Here is a 20,468-nt window from a genome sequence, read left to right on the forward strand (position 1 = left end):
GCTATCTATATTTTACTATACAAAAAAATATACAGAAATATTTACATATTTGATTTTACGGAATAAAAAAGAAGCTTCTCAGCTTCTTTAAATTTATTAATTACGCTGTTTTACAGTGTTTTTTGTAAACATAGTAAAGTGTAATTTGAATTGAGTAAATAATAATTGCGATTGTTTGGAATACAACTACGATTCAGAACATCGCTGATTTTACAGGTAATAATGTACATAAGTAAATGAATAAACAAGCATTTAATAATAATCCCATATATAGCATTACTACACTTAAACCTTCAGAACTCTTCAATTTAATTGTTTTTGCAATTTGAATTGAGAAAGGTAAAGCAGTACAGCATGTTGCTAAGATTGTAAGAACTGTCATTGCTATACTTGCTGGGCTTAAGTTTAATCTAAATTTAGGGCTTGCGTAAGCCATAATTGCTCATATTGTTACTACTAATGTTAATGATCATAACATAACACCTAAGCCTATTTTAAAGGCATTTTTTTGTTTTTTGTCAAACACAAAAAAGGTTGTAATAGTTAATGCCATTAAGATTGTAAAGATAACATTACCTAAAATATTAATAATAGGATCTGTATCAGGTGTTTTTTCAATATTGAAGGCATAAGTTCCAACACCGGCCTTAATTATCATAATTAGTGAGAAAAGAAAACCACCAAAGAAATAAATTAAGAATGTTGCATAGGAAACATTACCTACTTTTTTAGTTTTAAAAATTGAAATTAATTGTGGAATACATAATGCTATCATGATCCCTGATGCTATAACACCAAAAATCAAGTTAACAACTGCGATTGAACCCATATTTTTCTCCTTGTATGCAATTTAGCCTATTGGCATAAAATAATGCATAAATATTTTACATAAAAAAATTAGTATAAGCGTTTTTTTGATTTTATTAATAATCCTATTTTAAGGTCTTTTCGGTAAAACATGATTTTTCGTTTTCTTTTATATTTAATATTAAATTTTATATATGTTAAAATATTATTATATTAATAATAGTTTATTTTTCATTTATTCAAGGAGTTAAAATGATTGAATATTCAATAAAAAATATTTTTGAAGATAGTAAACACTATTCAGCAAAACATGTTGACATAAGGGCGTGAGTCGTATCTAACAGAGGCAATAAAAAAATTAGATTTTTATCATTAAATGATGGTTCCACTGTAGAAAATTTACAAGTTACATTAAAAGATGAAAAGTTTGATTTTGATTTATTAGACCAAATTCACTTAGGTTCAGCAGTCAGAGTTAAAGGTGTTATTGCATTAACGCCAAAAGCAAAACAACCTCTAGAATTAGTAGCATCAAAATTTGAATTATTAAGTAATGCTGAAACATCATTCCCAATTCAAAAACAAGAAATTAATCTTGAAACACTTAGAGAAATTCCACACGTTAGACATAGAACAAACATTTTGCGTGCGGTGATGCTAATAAGATCTACACTGGCACAAGAAATTCATAACTATTTCCAAAAACATGAGTTTTTATATTTTAATGCTCCGATTATTACAAGTAATGATGGTGAAGGTGCTGGTGAATTATTTTATGTTAACGATGGCGACAAAAAAGAACCGTTTTTTGGTGCTCAAAATGCTACTTTAGGCGTAACTGGTCAATTACACGCAGAAAGCTATGCATTGGGTTTCAAAAAAGTTTATACATTTGCCCCAACATTTAGAGCTGAACATTCAAACACAAAAAAACATGCAGCGGAATTCTGAATGGTTGAACCTGAAGTTGCATTCTATGATTTAGATGATGTTATCAGATTGGCGGATGATTTGCTTAAGTATGTTATTAAAAATACAATTAAAAAACATCCTAAGGAATTTGAATACTTGCAAAATAATGTAGATAATAATCTTTTAAACAGACTTGAATCATTTACAAAAACAAAATTAACAGTTATGGACTATAGAGACGCTTTAGTTGAGTTATCTAAAGTTAAAGAAAAATTTGAAAATCAAGATATTAAATTTGGCCTTGATTTTGGTACTGAACACGAAAGGTATCTTGCTGAGCAAATTGTTAATGGACCTGTAGCAATTATTAATTTCCCTAAATCATTTAAAGCTTTCTATATGCATCAAAATAGTGATGATCAAACTGTTGCTGCATTCGATTTATTAGTTCCTGGAATCGGTGAATTAATTGGTGGCAGTCAAAGAGAAGTTAGATACGAAAAGTTATTAAGTAGAGCTCTTGAAGTAGGCATTAGTCAAAGCGATTTACAATGATACCTTGATTTAAGACGTTTTGGTGATGCAGGTTCTGCTGGTTTTGGTATAGGTTTTGAGAGACTTGTTATGTATGTAACTGGTGTTGATAATATTAGAGATGTAATTCCTTACCCTAGAACTAGTGGCAATATAAAAATGTAATTTGGAGGTTGTATGCAATTATCTGTAATAGTTCCAAATATTCAAAATAATAAAGAGTTAGCTGAAGTTTTTGATACTTTTATTAATCAAGATAATCAAGATTTTGAATTAATTTTGGTTTTATCAAATGCAAATAAATCAATGTTTTCAACCATTGAAAAGACACTTAAGTTTTTTGGTTCAAGACTTAAATTTATCCTTAATGAAAACAGAAGTAATATCCAAAACGACATAATTACAGCCTTTCACTTAGTTAAAGGCAAATTTACTTATGTTTATTCACCTGATAATAATGGCAGATATTATTATGTGTCTAGAATTGTAAATGAAGCTCAAAAATATAATGCTGATATTTTAGAATTTAGACCTAGATTAGTGAATTCAATTCGTTGAAAACCTGAGCCAAGGTTAGTGTGCGACCAAGTTCTAGATAAAAACAAAAAACCAGAATACGTTGCATATGCTTATCCATTTATTTTTAATAAAGTTTTTAAATCAACATTAATTTCTCAATTAGTGAAATATAAACAAAAAGAAACTAATGATACAAAATTCGCAATTCAATTAACTTATATGCTTTTAATTATGTCTCAAACATATGTTTACGTAAACAAAAGAATTGTAAGAGAAACTATTAAAAGTAATATTTGATTAGTTCCCAATAACTTTATAAATCAATTTAATGAGATATTAAGTTATTTAAAAATTAATAACATTAAGCTAACTGAAGAAATTAATTATGCAAAAATGTATTTCTTATCAGTTTTCTTAAACGGTTTGCTTAACACATGAAGAAAAAGATTGAATCTAAGCATTTTTGATGATTTTTCTAATTACGCTGTTATGCGTTCAAAAAAATCCGCTGATGATTTACATAAGTTTTTAATTAAAGAACATTCTCAAAATAATAGTTTCTTTATGACAAACATTTATATGCTTAAAAACAATGAAGAAACAAAATTAATTAATTTAGATCCAAATATTAATACTAGTAAATCGTTTTTAGGCGAATTATAATGGCACATAAAAACGTATCTTTTTGAATAAGGTGTGTTTATGGTTTATTAGATGTTATTAGTTTTACATCATTGTTATATGTTTCGTTCTATTTTTTGATTGAATCTCCATTCAAAATACATAAAGCAATAAGTGCGATAAATTATTATTTATTCTGATCATTCTCAATTGGTTTTAGCTTTATTTTATATTTACTAATCCCACTATTTTGAGATGGTAGAACTTTATGAATGATAATTTGTAGAGTGCAAGTATTATTTAATAATCCGATAAAACAGGATAATTTATCAAAATTCAAATTAATTTTTTATCGAAGCATTTTAACTTTTGGTGTGTGGTTATTTATTGCTAGTCTTTATTTATGTTTAATATATCCGAAAGACTTTAATAATTTTGTTATTTTCTTAAATTCGAACAATAAAGAAGCTTTTTCACTAAGATTCAATATTGTTTTTGGTTTAGTTTCATCGTTTATAGGTTTATTAGTAGCTTTTAGAATAGTTGATTTAGCCTTTATGATTTTAACTAAAAGAAAAATAGGCTTATTTGACTTAGGAACCAACTCAAGAATAACATACATAAAACACTATAAAACAGATTTAAAAGATAAAATTGTGCTTATTCCATTTAAAATTCAAAATCAAACATATTTAATTAAGGATTAAAAAATGAGGTATCAAAATGATTAATGAAAGTTTAAATATAAAGCGAGAAAATATGATTCTTGATGGCCTAAATGAGGAGCAAAAAGAAGCATTGCTATATTTTGATGGCCCTTTACGTATCATTGCGGGTGCTGGAAGTGGTAAAACAAGAGTTTTAACTCGTAAAATTGCTTATTTAATTAATATTTTAGGCATTAGTCCTACACAAATTTTAGCCGTAACATTTACAAATAAAGCCGCAAATGAAATGGCTGAAAGAATTAAGCAATACACAAATACAAAATTCACTAAAGATATTCCTGAAATTTCTACTTTCCACTCACTTTGTGCAAAAATATTAAGACAAGAAGCATTTCACGTTAACTTAAAAAACGATTTTCAAATAATTGATGACATTGATAAGAAAAATGTGCTTAAAGATGTTTATAAAAAACTTAATATTGAACCGGTCGATACCAATTTCAAAAATATAATCAGAATCATTTCTTGAGCTAAAAATAAAAATTATACATCTGATGAACTTTTACATCATCTAGAAGATGAAATTGATGCTTCGTTTAAAGACAATGGAAGACATGTTGCTCTTATTTTTGATGAATACAATAAGACTCTGAAAGAAATGAAGAGTCTTGATTTTGATGATCTCATTTCCAAAGTTAATGAACTTTTCCAAACAAATAACGATGTTGCAAATAAATGAGCTTCAATGTATTCATATATTTTAGTTGATGAATTCCAAGATACTTCATCAATTCAATATGAAATTATTAAAGTATTATCTTCAAAAAATGCACAAGTTACAATTGTTGGTGATCCCGATCAAACCATCTATAGATTCAGAGGAGCCAATGTCAACTTGATTTTAGACTTTCATAAAGACTTTAAAGACTGTAAAACAATCATTTTGAACAAAAACTACCGTTCAACTCAATCAATTTTAAATGCTGCAAATAGCCTTATTAAACATAATCACTTTAGATTTAATAAGGATTTAGTTACAGATAGAGAACAAGGGCTAGATATTGAATTTATTCACGCTTTCAGTCCTGATGCTGAAGTTAGGTGAGTTGTTCAAAAAATAAATGAATTAAAAAAACAAAAAATACAGCTTAAAAACATTGCTATTTTTTACCGTTCAAATAGTTATTCAAGAAACTTTGAAGAACAATTAATGAATGAAAACATTAACTATAAAATTTTCGGTGGTGAAAAGTTTTATCAAAGAAAAGAAATTAAAGATGCATTAGCATTCTTAAGAGTTCTATACGATAAAAATGAGCTTCAACTAGCAAGAATTATTAATGTTCCTCCTAGGCGAATAGGTGATCAAACATTACAAAAAATTTATGAAGCTTCAAATGAGTTTGGCTTAAGTTTATATCAAACATTGCTAAAACATTTTAAAGATTTACCTGTGAATATGGATGTTAAGAAAAATATTGTTAAATTTCTTAACTGTGTAAATAAATACAGTGTAGCTTTATCTTCAAACCCTATTAATGTAGTTTTAGATAGATTTTTAGATGAAATTGGCTATTATGAATATATTAATGATGATGTCGCTTTAAAAGGCACAGGTGAAGAAAACATTAAAACATTAATTGATGGTATTAGATCGTGAGAAGAAAAAAATACGACTAAAAGTATTAAAGACTATTTTGAATATGTTTCATTATTATCGGCTAATGATTCATCAGATGAATCTTTAAATTATGTTTCATTAATGACTGTACACTCAGCTAAAGGTCTTGAATTTGATAATGTTTTTCTTGTAGGAATGAGCGAGCAAATTTTTCCGCATTATAGATCTGGCGATGATTCTGAATCATTAGAAGAAGAAAGAAGGCTTGCATATGTAGCCATTACAAGAGCTAGAAATAGATTGTTTGTAAGCGATTCAAGAGGAAAGTTGTTTAACTCTGAAACAGATAAGCAACCAAGCAGATTCTTAAAAGAAATGGGGATTGATGTTAATGCTTATATACTTCAAAAAGAAAGTGGAGAAGTCTTTGAAGATACTGAAATAGATGATAAGAAAATAAAAGAGTGAAACAAAAAAATGATTCCTGGTGATGTTATAAGCCACACATTTTTTGGAGAAGGCACCATATTAGAAGTTAAAGGTGATACAATTGTTGTCCAATTTGCTTCAAATAATATAAAAGTTCTTGCAAAAAATCATATGTCTGTTAGATTGTTAAAACAATCAGATTCTGTTAAATAGAAGGTAATATGATTGGTTGAATTAACAACAATTTAAGCCTATTTATCTTTTTAATATTAGATCTTGTATGTATTATTATTTTGGTTTCAATTATTTTTTCATATATGTTCAAATCAGTTAAATTGGTAAATAATTTCAATACTAATGGGCTTATTCTTTTTAAAATTGACACAGACAAAAAAACAATTATTAGGCTTAGTGATAAGTCTTTTAGTAATACTTTGAATATTGATGATTCAAAATATGATTTTGATGTTAATAATATTGTAACTCTTGAAGATTTCTCTAATTTCTTTGATGATAAGAGCAAACAATTAATACTCAATTATTTGTTGTCCAAAAATCATGATAATCGTGTAAAAATTTATTGCAATCTTAATATTGATAAATTTTCTTCAAGTCCTATTTATAAAACCTTCGCAAAAATGAATATAAATTTGACTAAAACAACTGTTTTATTGAGATTTAATCCAACCACAAGAAGCGATAAAATCTTTTGTTCATTAGAATGACAGGCAAAAAGTTCATATAAATCTAAAAATAAGTTTTATCTAGTTAATCATGGAGAAGAAAAATTATTATTTAACAATAAAATGTTCTGCCTATCTTATGTATTCGCGATAGATGAATTTTTCTTTAATGCTGGTATAAATAAAACTCATATGTCTAGTATTATTAATGCCTGAGATTTAAATAAATATAAAGGCAATATTTATTATAAGAATGGAATTCTACAATTTTTCATATATGCAAATAGCTATAGCAAGTTGTTAAAAATGCAAAATAAAGCACTTATTAAATGAAACAATAATAAAAATTATTGATCTTTAAATCCATATTATAAATATACTGCTTTATTAAGTTATAAATGTGCTTCAACTTTTGACGAATTAAAGCTTCAAAATTTACAAGCTCAATATCTGCTTTACAACGCTATGAATGGCGGAGATACAGAAAAATATAAAGCATGGTTTATTGACGATAACGTCAATATATCTGAATTTAATGACTTTTCTGAAAAATTAAAAGAATACAAAGAAAAAATAAAGAATAAAAACCTTATTAAAGAAATATATAACATCAGAACATTCCCTGAAAATGAAAATACAAATATGAAAGTTGTAAGATGTAGAATTGCAGGGATCAGCAATCCTGATATGAATTTTTTTAGAAATATATGATGATATAGATATAAATATACACACGTTTTAAATGATTATATTTTAAGCAGCGAAAATAACAATGATACTGTTTTTGTAGGGACTAGCATAGCTGATGTTTCTAACTTTGGTAAATATCGTAGAGAAAACACTGTTTTAGTATTAAAGCCGAGTGAAAATAATTTTGATTACAGCACAATTGAAGAAATTATCAAAAATATTTCTAAAAGTTCATTTTCTAAAATTATTCAAACTGGATTATATATTGATGAAATAAATGAAAAAATATTTAACATCATTCAAAATTACGAAATCAATTATTTTATAGTATCAGAAGAACTTATTAATAGAACGATAATTGATGAAGCATCGATGTTAAAATTAAGAATATTAATCGATACTATTGAACAAAGTCAAAAAGCTTTGATAATTTATGAAAACTTGCCTAAAATTAATCAAAAAAATATTACAGAAAAACTAAATATTAAGTATTATTTAAACATATCTTATTAATTTATAAGGATAATAGTTACTTAGAAACTTAAAAAAATTATGAAAAAAATTGGATTTATTTTTGACTCTTTTGCGTGCGAACCCAAGAGTTTTATGGATGAAAATGGCTATGGATACCTTCCTTTTAGTAGCAATCTAGATGGTTCCATTTATTTGGATGGTATTGATTTAGAACAAAAAGAACTTTTAAACAAGATTAAAAGTAGTAAAGTTTGCAAATCATCTATGCCTAATCCCGCATTAATTGAAGAAGTTTTTGCTAAAATGTCTACAGAATATGATGACGTTGTATATCTTCCAATCAGTAGTTGTTTATCATCAACTTATAGTACTTCAAAAATTATTGCCCAAAACTTCAAAAACATACATGTGCTAGACAATACTTGAGGAGCACAGCAACTTTTAAATGTCGCTAAATTCGCTAAATATTTTTATGATAATAATAATGGCGATTTTGCTAAATTAGAAAAAAAACTTAAAGAAATACAGGCGAAAAGCTTATTGTTTGTATTACCGCAAGATGTTATCCATATTATTAATGGTGGCCGTGTTAGTTCGTTTAAAAAATTTGCACTTAAAACTTTAAGATTGCTTAAACTTAAACCGTATGTTAAGTTCTATAATCTAGAAGCTCACACTGGTGGAATGGCTAGAACAACTAAAGGAGCTGCATCGCAGATTTATAATAAATTATTAGAACATTTACATATTAAAAACCCAGCAAATCAAACTTCCGAATATACATTTGATATCGCACACGGTATTGATGATTCTTTTAATGTTATGCTTATTGATTTAGCTAAAGAAATGAATATTAAAATATCAAGCTTAAAATATCTTTCAAGTGGTGTTGCTATTCATACAGGTTATGATGCTGCGGCTATTAGTATTATGCCTAACTTAGAAAACTATAAATAGTTATAAACAAGCATTCAAAAAATGCTTTTTTATATCCGATGAAACAATGCTTTATGCAAAATTTAATATAATTTTAAAAGGAGAATAAAATGAGAAAAATTGCTATTATTCGTGATGCTAATGCAACATATCCATGAGTGTTAAAAAACCTTAAAATGACTTATGCAATAGCTAGTTTTGTTAGTATTTCCGATGCGTTAAATTGATATATAACTTATAAAATTGAAAGCTTAATTTCGCTTTATGATGAAAAGAAAACTTTAGTTGGTCAAATCGCTTATATTAACCAAGATGATGAATGACTATTAATGGCTTCATCAAGTGGTTTTGAGAAAAAAATTGATTACCTTGCTTTATGCCAAATGTTTAATATTGACCCTATAAGCCATCTAAAAAAAGAAACTGATGAAGAATTAAAAAACATTAATAAAGACCTAATTTATGAGTATCTAAATGACCCAAAAACGTATTTTATAGATAAATACGACACAATTAAGAAACCTTCTGCAGATGATTATCTAAATAATGAAGCTAGAAGTAAAATTTTTGAACTTCAAATTAAAAACTCCGTAAATAAAGATGATTTTACAAGAACACATCAATTTGCAAATACAGCAAACATTTTTACGGGCGAATCTGTCATTCTTTCTAACACTATTGACGTGAAAACTCCAAAAGTCGCTGAATTAAAAAAAGATGTCGAAAACAAGTTATGTGATAGTACTATAGTTATGGGTGCTGAAAACATCCAAGATAAAACAACTATTGCTGAAAGTACAAAAAGTATGCAAGCTGAATCTGAATTTTTTGCTTTAAATAATGATGGTTCTGATTCATCTGTTAAAAATGATCCATACAATGTTTATAACGATAATGACATTTCTACAGTAAGACTGGACAAATTATCTAATCGGAAAGGTGCTAAAGCCGGGAAAATCTTTGCACTTGTTTTACTTACTATTTTATTACTTGCTGGAATTTTAATGCTAGTTTGATATTGTCTAGAAGTTTTCCAAATTATTAATTGAGTTTCATGAATGTAATTTCTTTTAAAAATATTTTGAATAGAGTAAAATAATTTATAATATTCAAGATATGCCCGAGTGGTGAAATTGGCAAACACGCTAGACTAAGGATCTAGTGAGGAGACTCTTGCAGGTTCAAGTCCTGTCTCGGGCACCATATATTAAAGTCAAGGTAATGCTTGGCTTTTTTATTAATTAAAAATAACTAACAAAAAAAGTAAGACACTAGTCTTACAATCTTGTTAGTTTTTATTCTTTTCTAAGTTTTTTAACTCCTCGAATTTTTCTTTCATAGTTTTATTGCCTCGAGTTAATTTTTTAACTTCTAAGTTAGGAAGTTGATTTTTCGCTCTACTTATTCATTTCGCAGCGGTTTTGAATTCACTTCTAAATTTTTCAACTTTTTTGATTATATCATCACACATATCATCTACTTCATTGTAAATTGAATTAGCTTTTTCGTAATCATTGCTTATTTTACTTACAACTTCTTGTACGGCTGTTTCAAAGTTTGATATGTCTAAATTTTCTTCTCTATATTTAATCGCTTGTTTTTTATATTCGTATGTATTATTAGCCATTGTTCTAATAAGTCCTATTATAGCCAAGAAGAATTGAGGTCTAATTACAAACATTTTAGGGTATCTATGCGAAACATCGACAATTCCATTATTATATAGCTTACTATCAGCTTCTAATGTTGAAACCAAAACAGCATATTCACAGCCTTTTTGGTTTCTGTCTTTATCTAGTTCTTTGAAGAAATCTTCATTTTTCTTTTTATTTACAGTATCATCTTTTTGATTTTTCATCTCGAACATAATTGATACAGTTTCAATTTCAATATTTTCGGTAGAATAATCCCTGAATATAAAGTCTCCTTTACTTCCTTCAGATGCGTCATTATCCTTTTCAAAATATGCATTTGGATATGCATATGGTCTTACTTCGTTAAATGCATCGCTACAGTACTTTTCGAGAGATTCACCTAAATCTTTAGTTGAATCGCCGATTCTGAAATCTTTATATCTTTTTATTTCTTCATCTTTTGCTTGCAGTTGATACTCATGATATTTTTTAAGGTCATTTATTGCTATTTCTTTATCTTTATTTGCTGTATCTATTTTAGCTTGCAACAGTGAATTTATTTGATTTATTTCGTTTAGTTTTTCATCGTTTTTCAGAATGACTTCTTGAATTGCAATTATTTTATCTTTATCTTTGTTTATTAATTGTTCCTTAAGTAATTTAATTTCCTGATCTTTTTCAATTAAGGCTTGTTTATTTTTAAGTTTAATTTGCTCAGCATTGGATTCTATTTCACTATCTTTATTTTCCAATTTTGCCTTTAAAACAGCGATTTCCTCGTTTTGTTTAGATAACTTATTATCTTGTTCTGTTATTATTTGATTAGTTTGAATTTCTAACTTAGCTTTATAAGTTTCTTCTATTAATTTTATTTGTTCATTTACTCTAGCATTTATTTCTTCTTTTTCAATATTACTTAATAAAGCATCATAATTACTTTTATCTAGTTGTATTGATTCACCACATTTTGGACATTTAACTACTGCCATAGAAACCTCCTAAAACATAATTTAATAAAATAAATTTTATTAATAGTTTTATACTATTTTAATTATATATTTTTAATGTGTGAAACTAGACAAATAATTTTTGATTGTAAAAAGATTTATTTATGTATTTTAATAAAATAAAAGCTGGATAAACCAGCTTAATACAATTAATTTTCTTCAAATCCTGCGTGATAAAGTTTATTATAAAAGCCGTTTAACTCTAATAATTGCTTATGATCACCACGTTCAATTATTGAACCTGAATCAATTACTAAAATTTCATTTGCATTTTGGATTGTACTTAATCTGTGTGCTATAACCAATAATGTTTTGCTGTTTGATAAAAGATTAATAGCTTTTTGAATTTTAATTTCACTTAATGTATCCATATCACTAGTAGCTTCATCCAAAATAGTTATAGGTCGATTTGAAATCATACTTCTTGTGATTGATAGTAATTGTTTTTGACCATCACTAAGAATTGAACCATTATTATATAAAGTTGTTTCATATTTTTGGGGCATTGAATTCACAAAATCATTTAATCCTGTTTTATAGCATATATCGTAAAATTCTTTATCTTTAATATCTGAATTAACACGGTTTAAATTATTTTTAATTGTATCCTGCAAGATATAAGTATCTTGTAAAATGAGATCTAAATTATTTCTTCACGATGATTCTTTAATATTAAAGATAGATTGACCATCTATTGTGATATCTCCTTTAGTGGGGAGATATAATTTTGATAATAGTTTTGCGATTGTTGTTTTGCCACATCCGGTATACCCAACTAATGCTAAAGTTTGCCCTTTTTTAATTTTGAACGAAATATCCTTTAAAACAAAGTTATCAGGATCACTAGGATAAGCGAATCAAACATTTTTAAATTCAATTTCACCTTCAATTAAGTTTAAATTGTTTAGCGTGCTTTCATCAACTGGCGGTTTAAGCTGGATAATTCTATTTAATCTTATAGCAGAACCCATACCCATTTGTAAACTGCTCATTATTTCCAAAATTTGATTAAAACTATCACTAATTGAATAAATATACATTGAAATTGAAATAATAAAACCAGCAGTAACATTAGAAGCGCCAGGCATGTTTGATCAATTTTGCTTTAATATAATTGTTATTCCCACAATTTCAATAAGATTTAAAACTTTTGAAAAATGTAATCAAGGATACATCAATATCATTCTCTTTGCACTTTTTATGTTTGGAGAAAGAATATTTTTATTATATTTGTCAAATTCCTTTGATATCTCATATGATTTTTGATGAATATTAACGAGAGGAAAAGCGTCAATGATTTCTTCTAAGTAAGCATTAAATGCACCTAATTTTTCTTGTAGATCAATGAAGTACTTTTGATTCTTTTTAATGATTATAAAAATAGGTATGAAGTTGATTGGGATAACAATAACTGCGATTATTGCAATTATAGGCGAGTAAAATATTAACACTCCTATAATAAATATCAGCGAGAACATAACTGTAATACTATTGCCAATCATATCTGTCATTGCTTGAGTCATATTTGAAATATCATTTGTTAAAGTTGACATTAAGTCACCAGTTTGATTTTCTTCATAATAACTCAAAGGCATCGCTTGCAATTTTTTGTATGCCGCTAATCTAATTCTAGATCCAATATTTAAACTTGTTCTACTTAACAAGAATCTTTGCACTACTAAAATTACTTTTTGTAGGATGTAAGCCAACGCTAAAACACCTATAAAAATGCCGTAATCAACATATTCAAATTTATTAAAATCAAATATATCGGGTCTTCTAAAGAACTTATCAACTATAAAACCAACCAATCATGAAGCTCCAGTTGAACTAGCTGCAATGAAAGCGCCGGCCATAATCGAAAGAATCCAAACCCATGGCGAAATTGCAAACTCTTTTATTAAACGGAAAAAAACCTTTGCTGATGCTTTTCTTTCTTCTTTAGAGGCAAATTGGTAAAATCTGCTAAAACGTTTAGCCATTATTCACCTCCATTTTCTTGTGCTTCATAGATGCTTCTATAAATATCATTATTTTGAACTAAATATTCGTGAGAACCTTCTTCAGAAATAGATCCATTATCTAAAACAACTATTTTATCGCATTCTTTGATTGAATTAATTCTTTGTGAAACTATAACAACCGTCATATCTTGGCAGTATTTTTTAAGGTTTTCTCTAATTGATTTATCTGTTTTATTATCTAAAGCACTCAGAGCATCATCAAAAATTAATATTTTTGGTTTTTTAATAATAGCTTGAGCAATTGCTAATCTTTGTTTTTGACCACCTGATAGATTTGTTCCTCTTTGAGAAATAATATGGTCTAGTTTATCTTCATAGTTGTAAATGAAATTTGAACAAGATAATTTAATTGCTTCATCTATATCATGAATTGAGTATTTTGAAAGCCCAAAGGTAATATTTGATTTAATAGTGCCACTTAAAATAATTGGTTTTTGGAAAACTGTTGTCATATTAGAGTATAAGTTTTCAGTGTCAATATCATTAATATCGATGTTATCTATTAATATTTTACTATCGGGATTTTCAATCTTGTATTCTTTTGTAATTAGTCTTATCAAAGTACTTTTACCACATCCTGTTTTACCGATAATACCTATTGATTGACCTTTTGGTATTTCGAACGATATATTTTTAAGTATTTCTTGCCCTTCATTATAACCAAATGAAAGATTTCTAATTGAGATACTTCCGTTTGTAATTTTATTTTTAGATTCAACTACTGGAATATCGGTTTTAATGTTTAAGATTTCATTAACTCTTTTGGCAGAAATATTTGACCTAAATAGCTTATTTAAAGTAAATAAAGTAGTATAAATTCCCATTGAAATCATTGACATATATGATGTAAATTGATAGATATCAGCTACTAAAAGTCTAATTTTTGCATTGTTATTAAAATAATTAATTAAAATTGCAACTATACAAAATAGAATAATATTTCCAATTAATACAATTAAATCAATTAGTGGTCAAGCAATTGAATCGTTTTTTGCTGCTTTTTTAGAAGTATTTGTTAAGTTTGAACTTGTTATTCTAAAACGTTCAAATTGGCGGTTTTCTAAGTTATAAGATTTAATTAATGAAATGGCATTAATGTCTTCTTTTGAAACTTGGTTAACTAAATCGAGCATTCTGTTTTCTTTTCTATATAGTGGAAATAATTTATAAATTGCAAAAACAGCCGCCAAAACAATAAATGGAATGATTACAGCAACACTTATTGAAAGTCATAAATTAGTTATTAAAGCGAATGCTAAGCCTCAAATTACGAAGAAAGGAGATATAAACATTCCACGACATAAAATAAAAAAACCATCTCCAATTTTATTTATATCATTTGAAAATCTGGTGATTAATGTTGAAACTGTTATTCTATCAATATTTTTTCTAGATAGAGTTAAAAGATGATTGAATAAAATTTTTCTAATGTGATAAATTCCGTATATTTTAGTATAAACAGTTAGTAAACCCGAAAAATAAGCTACTAAAACTAATAAAACTGCAACACTAAAAGTTATACCAATAATTACTCCAAGTGCCTGATTCGGGTTATAGACACCAATTCTTCATTCGGGATTTATAAAGTAAACTTCAATCGAATCACTATTATTTGATGCTAAGAACGAAACTAATTGTTTAGAAATTGTTGGTATAGTCATACTAAGAAAAGGTTGAATAATGCTCAAAATAATTGCAAAAATCCCCATCAGCTTAATTTTTCTTGGAAGCAAAGATAACATTTTTCACATAAAACCTCCTTCCTGAATTAATATCATTTAATTATATAATTATTTTTTATGTTTATTATTGCGATAATAAATCGTTATTTTAGACATAAACTTCTGTTTTACAGCGTTTTTATTGTTTAACGTTAAATGATTTGCCTATAATTTATTTAATGTAATTACAGATATAAACCTTATAATTTTTTATTTGTATTAAAACATTATTTTTTTATATTGTTGTAAAATGTTTATATAAATATTATTTATGACTATAAGGAGAATTATGGCTAAATTTAAAAGAATTTTCATGATCGTTACAGATGGGCTTGGTATAGGCCCTGATAAAGATCAAAAAAGATTTGGTGATGCTGGTGCAAACACAATTTATTCAGCGTCATTAAGTCCAATGTTCTTCATCGATACATGAAAAAAATTAGGCATTGGTAATATAGCTCAATTAGATGGTAATTACCACGTAAAAGACCAAAAAGGTTATACAGCAAGAGTACAAGAAGTTTCAAATGCTAAAGATACATTAGCTGGCCACTGAGAAATGATGGGTATCAAAACTGAAGTTCCATTCCCTACATTTGCTGAAAATGGCTTCCCATCAGACTTAATCGCTGAATTAGAAAAAGCATTCGATGGAAGAAAAATTGTATGTAACAAAGCTGGATCGGGTACAGAAATTATTGATGAATATGCTGAGGACCAAAAACAAAATGGTTCAATTATTGTTTATACATCAAATGACTCAGTTCTTCAAATTGCAGCACACGAAGAATGAATCGGATTAGAAAACCTTTACAAATACGGTAAAGAAGCTAGAAGAATTTGTTCATCAAAACCAGAATGAAACGTTGGCCGTATTATTGTTAGACCATTTGTTGGTGAAAACGGTAAATATACAAGAACATTCAATAGACATGACTACGCAAATAAACCAGAACCTATGATTTTAAATAAACTTCAAGAAGCTGGTATTGAAGTTATTGGTATTGGTAAAATTAACGATATCTTTGTTGGTCAAGGTATTTCAAAAGCTATTCATTCAGATGGTGATGCTGACGGTATGGATAAAACAATTGAGCTCGCAATGGAACAATCAGAAAATAAATTTATTTTCACAAACCTTGTTCAATTTGACTCACACTACGGACACCGTAGAAATGTTGACGGATACGCTTCAAATATAGCAACATTAGATCAAAAATTAGGTAAATTAATTCAAGCTATGAGAGAAGATGACCTGCTAATTATGACAAGCGACCACGGTAATGATCCTGCATATCCAGGTTTCAACCACACACGTGAAATGTTACCATTAACAGTATTCTCAAAAATGTTCAAAGAACCAAGAACACTTGCAGATGTTAGAGGTTTAGGTACTTCAGGTAATATCGTCGCAAGAAACTTCGGAGTTCCTATCGTTGAACTTACGGGTGATGACATTTTTGATAAATTAGTTTAATTATTTAAAAGGAGCTATCTCCTTTTATTTTTTATTATGAGACTTAATAATATAAAATAATATTACTAAATGAGGTAATATGAATTTCACACAGGAAATTAAAAACGAAATTTTCCAAAAAAAGAAAACTTCCAATGAAGAAATTATAGAATTTCTAAGAGGTTTTATTTATGCCAAAGCCTATATTGAAGGTGGAAAAATTAAATTAAGAATTAATGATCAAGGGACTAAAAACTTAATTGTCAAGTATTTAATTAAGCTTGGTATTAAACTTTTGATCGTCAACATGCAAATAGTGTTTAATCTTTCTGATTTTGATTTAACTGAAAAATTTACTAACCCTTCTGCATTCTATCAAGGTGTTTTTTCTGGCTCTGGTTCAATCAATAATCTAGATAAAAGTTCATATCATTTACAACTTTCCTCGAATTACAAAAATTTCATTGACATAATTATGAATAAACTTAATGAATATGACTTTGAATTTAATAAAATACAGCATCAAAACAGGTTTTTAATTTATATCAAAAAGTATGAAAAGATATGTGACTTTTTAAAAGCCATAATGGCTTCAAATTCATTATTCATTTTTATGGAAAATACTATAAACAGAGACTTTAATAACAATATTAATCGTTTAAATAACATAGATTTTTCAAATATTCAAAAGTCTGTTAATGCTAACCAATCTCATATAAAAAATATTAATTTTGTTTTTAGTAATAATTTAACATCGTTATTTAAAAATCAACAAATAGATGCATTCAATATTCTGTTAGATAACCCCGAAAGTAGCTTAAATTCACTTGTAGATATTTATAATAATTCTCACTTAAAACCAATTTCAAAAAGTGGTCTCTATCATTGGCTAAATAAGCTGTCTGAGATAGTAAAAAAACATTCTAATATTAAGTAATTTAATACTTAATATTTTTTTATTAATATAATAAAGATATGTATTTTATTTATGGACCTGAAAAATATACTATAGAGTATGAAATTAATAAAATTAAGGATGCGAATTCTTCTTTAAATGTTTCATTATATGATTTTTCTGAATCTAAAGACATAAATAATTTTATTTCATCAATTCAAAGTCACACGTTGTTTGATTCTAAAAAACTTTATATTATTGAAAATTTACCTTTTTTTGAGAAATCAGTAGCAAAGACTGATTTAAGTGTAGCTAACGAACTTATTAATTCTTTACTATCAAATAATATTGATGAGTTTGTCTTTATTAACAGTAAAATAGAGTCAAAAGTCAAAATATCTAAAAATAAATTTACAGATGATTTTTTTGCTAAAATGCCTAATTTAAAGGTTATTTATGCAGAATTAATAAAACAAAATGAACTTGAAAAAATAGTAAGAAATATGTCCAAAAAATATAATTGTAATATTTATGATGATGCTCTAAGATTACTACTTTTAAAAGTTAACAATAATTTATTTTTAGCTGAAAAAGAACTATTTAAACTCTCAAAAGAGAATAAAAATATTACAGCTAAAATGGTTGATGTAAGTGTTGAAGAAACCATTTCAGATGATGCTTTTGGTTTTATAAATTCTTTTGAAACGGCAAATCTAAGTTTAATATGAAAAAAATATAAAGATAAAATAATTGAAAATTCCGAAATATCCTTATTGATAGGCCAATTAAGCCAAGCTTTAATTTTAGCTAACCAAATTTATTCTTATAAACAATGTAACAAAAGTATTGACGATTTAGCTAAGGATCTAAATATAAATCCATATAGAGTTAAAAAAATTTCATTTCTGCTAAATAAGTTAGGGATTTTAAGAGTCAAAAAAATGATTTTATCCTTAGCTTCTTTAGATAAAGGTATCAAGGAAGGTAAAATTGATGATAAGCACGGCTTTGAAAGGTTTTTGATTAAATTCTTTTATTAATTAATATGAAAGTATTAAAATAATTATGCATTGGCTAACAGCTGCTTTTTAAGTAGAGGAAAGTCCACGCTAACACAATCTGCGATGATTGTAGTGTTCATGCTAGGTCCAATAAACCTAGGCTTAGACGACTAGTGCCACAGAGACGAGAATTGTGAAACGCGGTAAACTCCATGAGTTAGAAACCCAAATTTTGGTAGGGGAACTTTTGAACGGGAAATGAACCGAACGAGAGAATCTAAAATAGATTAGATAAATTGTTAGCACCTATTTTTAGGTACAAAACGTGGCTTATAGATGCACGTCCGCTATTGCGGATGTTTTTTATTGTTTTTTAAATAATATGATAATATTAATTTACTAATATTTTTAAAAGTGTTAGTCAAATTAGTGCATTATTTATTATTAGAAAATTCTTTTTACTATATAATAAATAAGTATTTATACACCTTAATTTCAAATTAACAAAAAGGAGAACACAACATGAGACAAACTACAATCGTTAATCGTGATAAAGCTAATAAAAAGTGATATGTTGTTGATGCTGAAGGTCAAGTTTTAGGCCGTTTAGCTGCTTTTGTTGCTTCTGTTTTAAGAGGTAAAACAAAACCAACATTTACACCAAATGCAGATATGGGTGATAATGTTATTGTTATCAACGCTGAAAAAGCAATTTTAACTGCAAATAAAGAAGAAGATAAAATCTACTACCACCACTCAGGTTACCCAGGTGGACTTAAACAAATTACAGCTGCAAAATTAAGAGCTAAAAAACCTACTGCATTAGTAGAAAAAGCTGTTTTTGGTATGCTTCCACATACAAAATTAGGAAACAAACAACGTAGAAACTTATTCGTTGTTGCTGGTCCAGAACACAAATTTACTGCACAAAAACCAGAAAGTTTAGAGGTAAGATAATATGGCTACAAAGAAAAATACAACAGTTGAATACCGTGGATTAGGTCGTCGTAAATCATCTACAGCTAGAGTTATTTTAAGACCTGGTAAAGGTAAATTTGTAATTAATCATAGAGAAGCTAAAGCTTACTTATTATCTGATTTATACATTCAAGACGCTGAACAACCATTAACATTAACTGAAACAAAAGGTCAATTCGACATTACAGTTAACGTTAGAGGTGGTGGTTTAAGCGGTCAAGCAGGCGCAATTCGTTTAGGTATTGCTCGTGCATTATTATTAGCTAACGCAGACTACAGAGCAAAACTTAAACCAGCAGGTATGTTAACTCGTGATGCACGTGTTGTTGAACGTAAAAAACCTGGTTTGAACAAAGCTCGTCGTGCTCGTCAATTCTCAAAACGTTAATTTGAAAAAATATTTGGTTTTTTAAATCGCCTTGTTATAATAGTATAGGCGATTATATGCGAGCGTAGCTCAGCTGGTTAGAGCACACGACTGATAATCGTGAGGTCGATGGTTCAAGTCCATTCGTTCGCACCATTTATCGATAGATACCAGTCCCTCGTTAGAGGGATTTTTTATTTATTCATTATAAAAGTGAGGTTCCAAAATTGAACCCCACTTTTATAATTTTTGCCCTAAAATATAAATATAAAAACCAAATAGAAAGGGCAATATAATTATAATGAAATTTAAAAGTTTAAACAATGTTTACTGTATCGAAACAACAGTAAAACACTCATACAATAGCCAAATAAAATATAGATCTAAACACATTCACGTTTACATTAATGATTCTGAAAAAGACTTAGAATACGCAAATCAAATATTTTATAGGAACAGATTAAAGGTTCATTTTAATCATATTTCTATAA

17 protein-coding genes, 2 tRNA genes and 1 other RNA gene are annotated in these 20,468 nt (G+C 27.4%); 16 read left to right on the forward strand and 4 right to left on the reverse strand.

What is annotated here, in order from left to right; genetic code table 4:
- Positions 1-100: 100 nt before the first annotated feature.
- Positions 101-829, reverse strand: a complete 729-nt coding sequence (locus tag T390_RS0102080) for a PQ-loop repeat-containing protein (RefSeq protein ID WP_027334856.1) — start codon at positions 827-829, stop codon at positions 101-103.
- Positions 830-1,059: 230 nt separating this feature from the next.
- Between T390_RS0102080 and asnS the strand changes: the two genes are divergently transcribed.
- The 8 genes from asnS (at position 1,060) to T390_RS0102120 (ending at position 10,097) form a co-directional block, all read left to right on the forward strand.
- A complete protein-coding gene (asnS, locus tag T390_RS0102085) occupies positions 1,060-2,418 on the forward strand; it encodes an asparagine--tRNA ligase (protein ID WP_027334857.1) in 1,359 nt (452 codons plus the stop codon).
- 12 nt (positions 2,419-2,430) lie between these two features.
- Positions 2,431-3,435: a glycosyltransferase gene (locus tag T390_RS0102090; RefSeq protein ID WP_027334858.1), complete on the forward strand. Its 1,005-nt coding sequence runs from the start codon at positions 2,431-2,433 to the stop codon at positions 3,433-3,435.
- On the forward strand, positions 3,435-4,100 hold the full coding sequence (locus T390_RS0102095) for a hypothetical protein (RefSeq protein ID WP_027334859.1): 666 nt from the start codon (positions 3,435-3,437) through the stop codon (positions 4,098-4,100). Before T390_RS0102090 ends, T390_RS0102095 begins: the two co-directional genes overlap by 1 nt.
- A 16-nt stretch (positions 4,101-4,116) precedes the next feature.
- Positions 4,117-6,324 carry an ATP-dependent helicase gene (locus T390_RS0102100; RefSeq protein ID WP_027334860.1) on the forward strand — a complete coding sequence of 736 codons (2,208 nt, stop codon included), beginning with the start codon at positions 4,117-4,119 and terminating at the stop codon, positions 6,322-6,324.
- 8 nt (positions 6,325-6,332) lie between these two features.
- Positions 6,333-7,997, forward strand: a complete 1,665-nt coding sequence (locus tag T390_RS0102105; RefSeq protein WP_027334861.1) for an MHO_4530 family protein — start codon at positions 6,333-6,335, stop codon at positions 7,995-7,997.
- A 39-nt stretch (positions 7,998-8,036) separates the two neighbouring features.
- The gene (locus tag T390_RS0102110; protein WP_027334862.1) at positions 8,037-8,915 is read left to right on the forward strand and encodes a DegV family protein; all 879 of its coding nucleotides are present in this window, start codon (positions 8,037-8,039) and stop codon (positions 8,913-8,915) included.
- Between the two features lie 89 nt (positions 8,916-9,004).
- Positions 9,005-9,958 (forward strand): MAG3090 family protein, encoded by a 954-nt coding sequence (locus T390_RS0102115; protein WP_027334863.1) that lies wholly within the window; start codon positions 9,005-9,007, stop codon positions 9,956-9,958.
- A 54-nt stretch (positions 9,959-10,012) separates the two neighbouring features.
- Positions 10,013-10,097: transfer RNA gene (locus T390_RS0102120), tRNA-Leu, on the forward strand.
- Positions 10,098-10,182: 85 nt separating this feature from the next.
- Here the strand turns inward: T390_RS0102120 and T390_RS0102125 are convergent.
- From T390_RS0102125 to T390_RS0102135, 3 genes are all read right to left on the reverse strand, one after another.
- Positions 10,183-11,517: a DUF2130 domain-containing protein gene (locus T390_RS0102125; protein WP_027334864.1), complete on the reverse strand. Its 1,335-nt coding sequence runs from the start codon at positions 11,515-11,517 to the stop codon at positions 10,183-10,185.
- A gap of 167 nt (positions 11,518-11,684) precedes the next feature.
- A complete protein-coding gene (locus T390_RS0102130; RefSeq protein ID WP_027334865.1) occupies positions 11,685-13,517 on the reverse strand; it encodes an ABC transporter ATP-binding protein in 1,833 nt (610 codons plus the stop codon).
- Entirely contained in the window at positions 13,517-15,310 is a 1,794-nt protein-coding gene (locus T390_RS0102135; protein ID WP_027334866.1) for an ABC transporter ATP-binding protein, read from the reverse strand. The genes T390_RS0102130 and T390_RS0102135 overlap by 1 nt, the downstream gene beginning before the upstream one ends.
- A 259-nt stretch (positions 15,311-15,569) precedes the next feature.
- On the opposite strand from T390_RS0102135, the gene T390_RS0102140 reads away from it, so the two are divergent.
- From T390_RS0102140 to T390_RS04075, 8 genes are all read left to right on the forward strand, one after another.
- Positions 15,570-16,757, forward strand: a complete 1,188-nt coding sequence (locus T390_RS0102140) for a phosphopentomutase (RefSeq protein ID WP_027334867.1) — start codon at positions 15,570-15,572, stop codon at positions 16,755-16,757.
- 79 nt (positions 16,758-16,836) lie between these two features.
- A complete protein-coding gene (whiA, locus tag T390_RS0102145; protein ID WP_027334868.1) occupies positions 16,837-17,673 on the forward strand; it encodes a DNA-binding protein WhiA in 837 nt (278 codons plus the stop codon).
- Positions 17,674-17,711: 38 nt separating this feature from the next.
- Positions 17,712-18,671: a DNA polymerase III subunit delta gene (gene holA, locus T390_RS0102150; protein WP_027334869.1), complete on the forward strand. Its 960-nt coding sequence runs from the start codon at positions 17,712-17,714 to the stop codon at positions 18,669-18,671.
- A 26-nt stretch (positions 18,672-18,697) separates the two neighbouring features.
- Positions 18,698-18,970: RNase P RNA component class B (rnpB, locus tag T390_RS04030), an RNA gene on the forward strand.
- A gap of 184 nt (positions 18,971-19,154) precedes the next feature.
- Complete coding sequence (gene rplM, locus T390_RS0102155; protein ID WP_027334870.1) at positions 19,155-19,589, forward strand: 50S ribosomal protein L13; 435 nt, start codon at positions 19,155-19,157, stop codon at positions 19,587-19,589.
- A gap of 1 nt (position 19,590) precedes the next feature.
- Positions 19,591-19,998 (forward strand): 30S ribosomal protein S9, encoded by a 408-nt coding sequence (rpsI, locus tag T390_RS0102160; protein WP_027334871.1) that lies wholly within the window; start codon positions 19,591-19,593, stop codon positions 19,996-19,998.
- 58 nt (positions 19,999-20,056) lie between these two features.
- Positions 20,057-20,133, forward strand: a tRNA-Ile gene (locus tag T390_RS0102165).
- Positions 20,134-20,278: 145 nt separating this feature from the next.
- Positions 20,279-20,468 (forward strand): hypothetical protein (locus tag T390_RS04075; protein ID WP_156930745.1); only part of this gene is annotated, 190 nt, incomplete at its 3' end.

The sequence above is a fragment of the Mycoplasmopsis felifaucium ATCC 43428 genome (assembly GCF_000687775.1).
Classification (GTDB): Bacteria; Bacillota_I; Bacilli_A; order Mycoplasmatales; family Metamycoplasmataceae; genus Mycoplasmopsis; species Mycoplasmopsis felifaucium.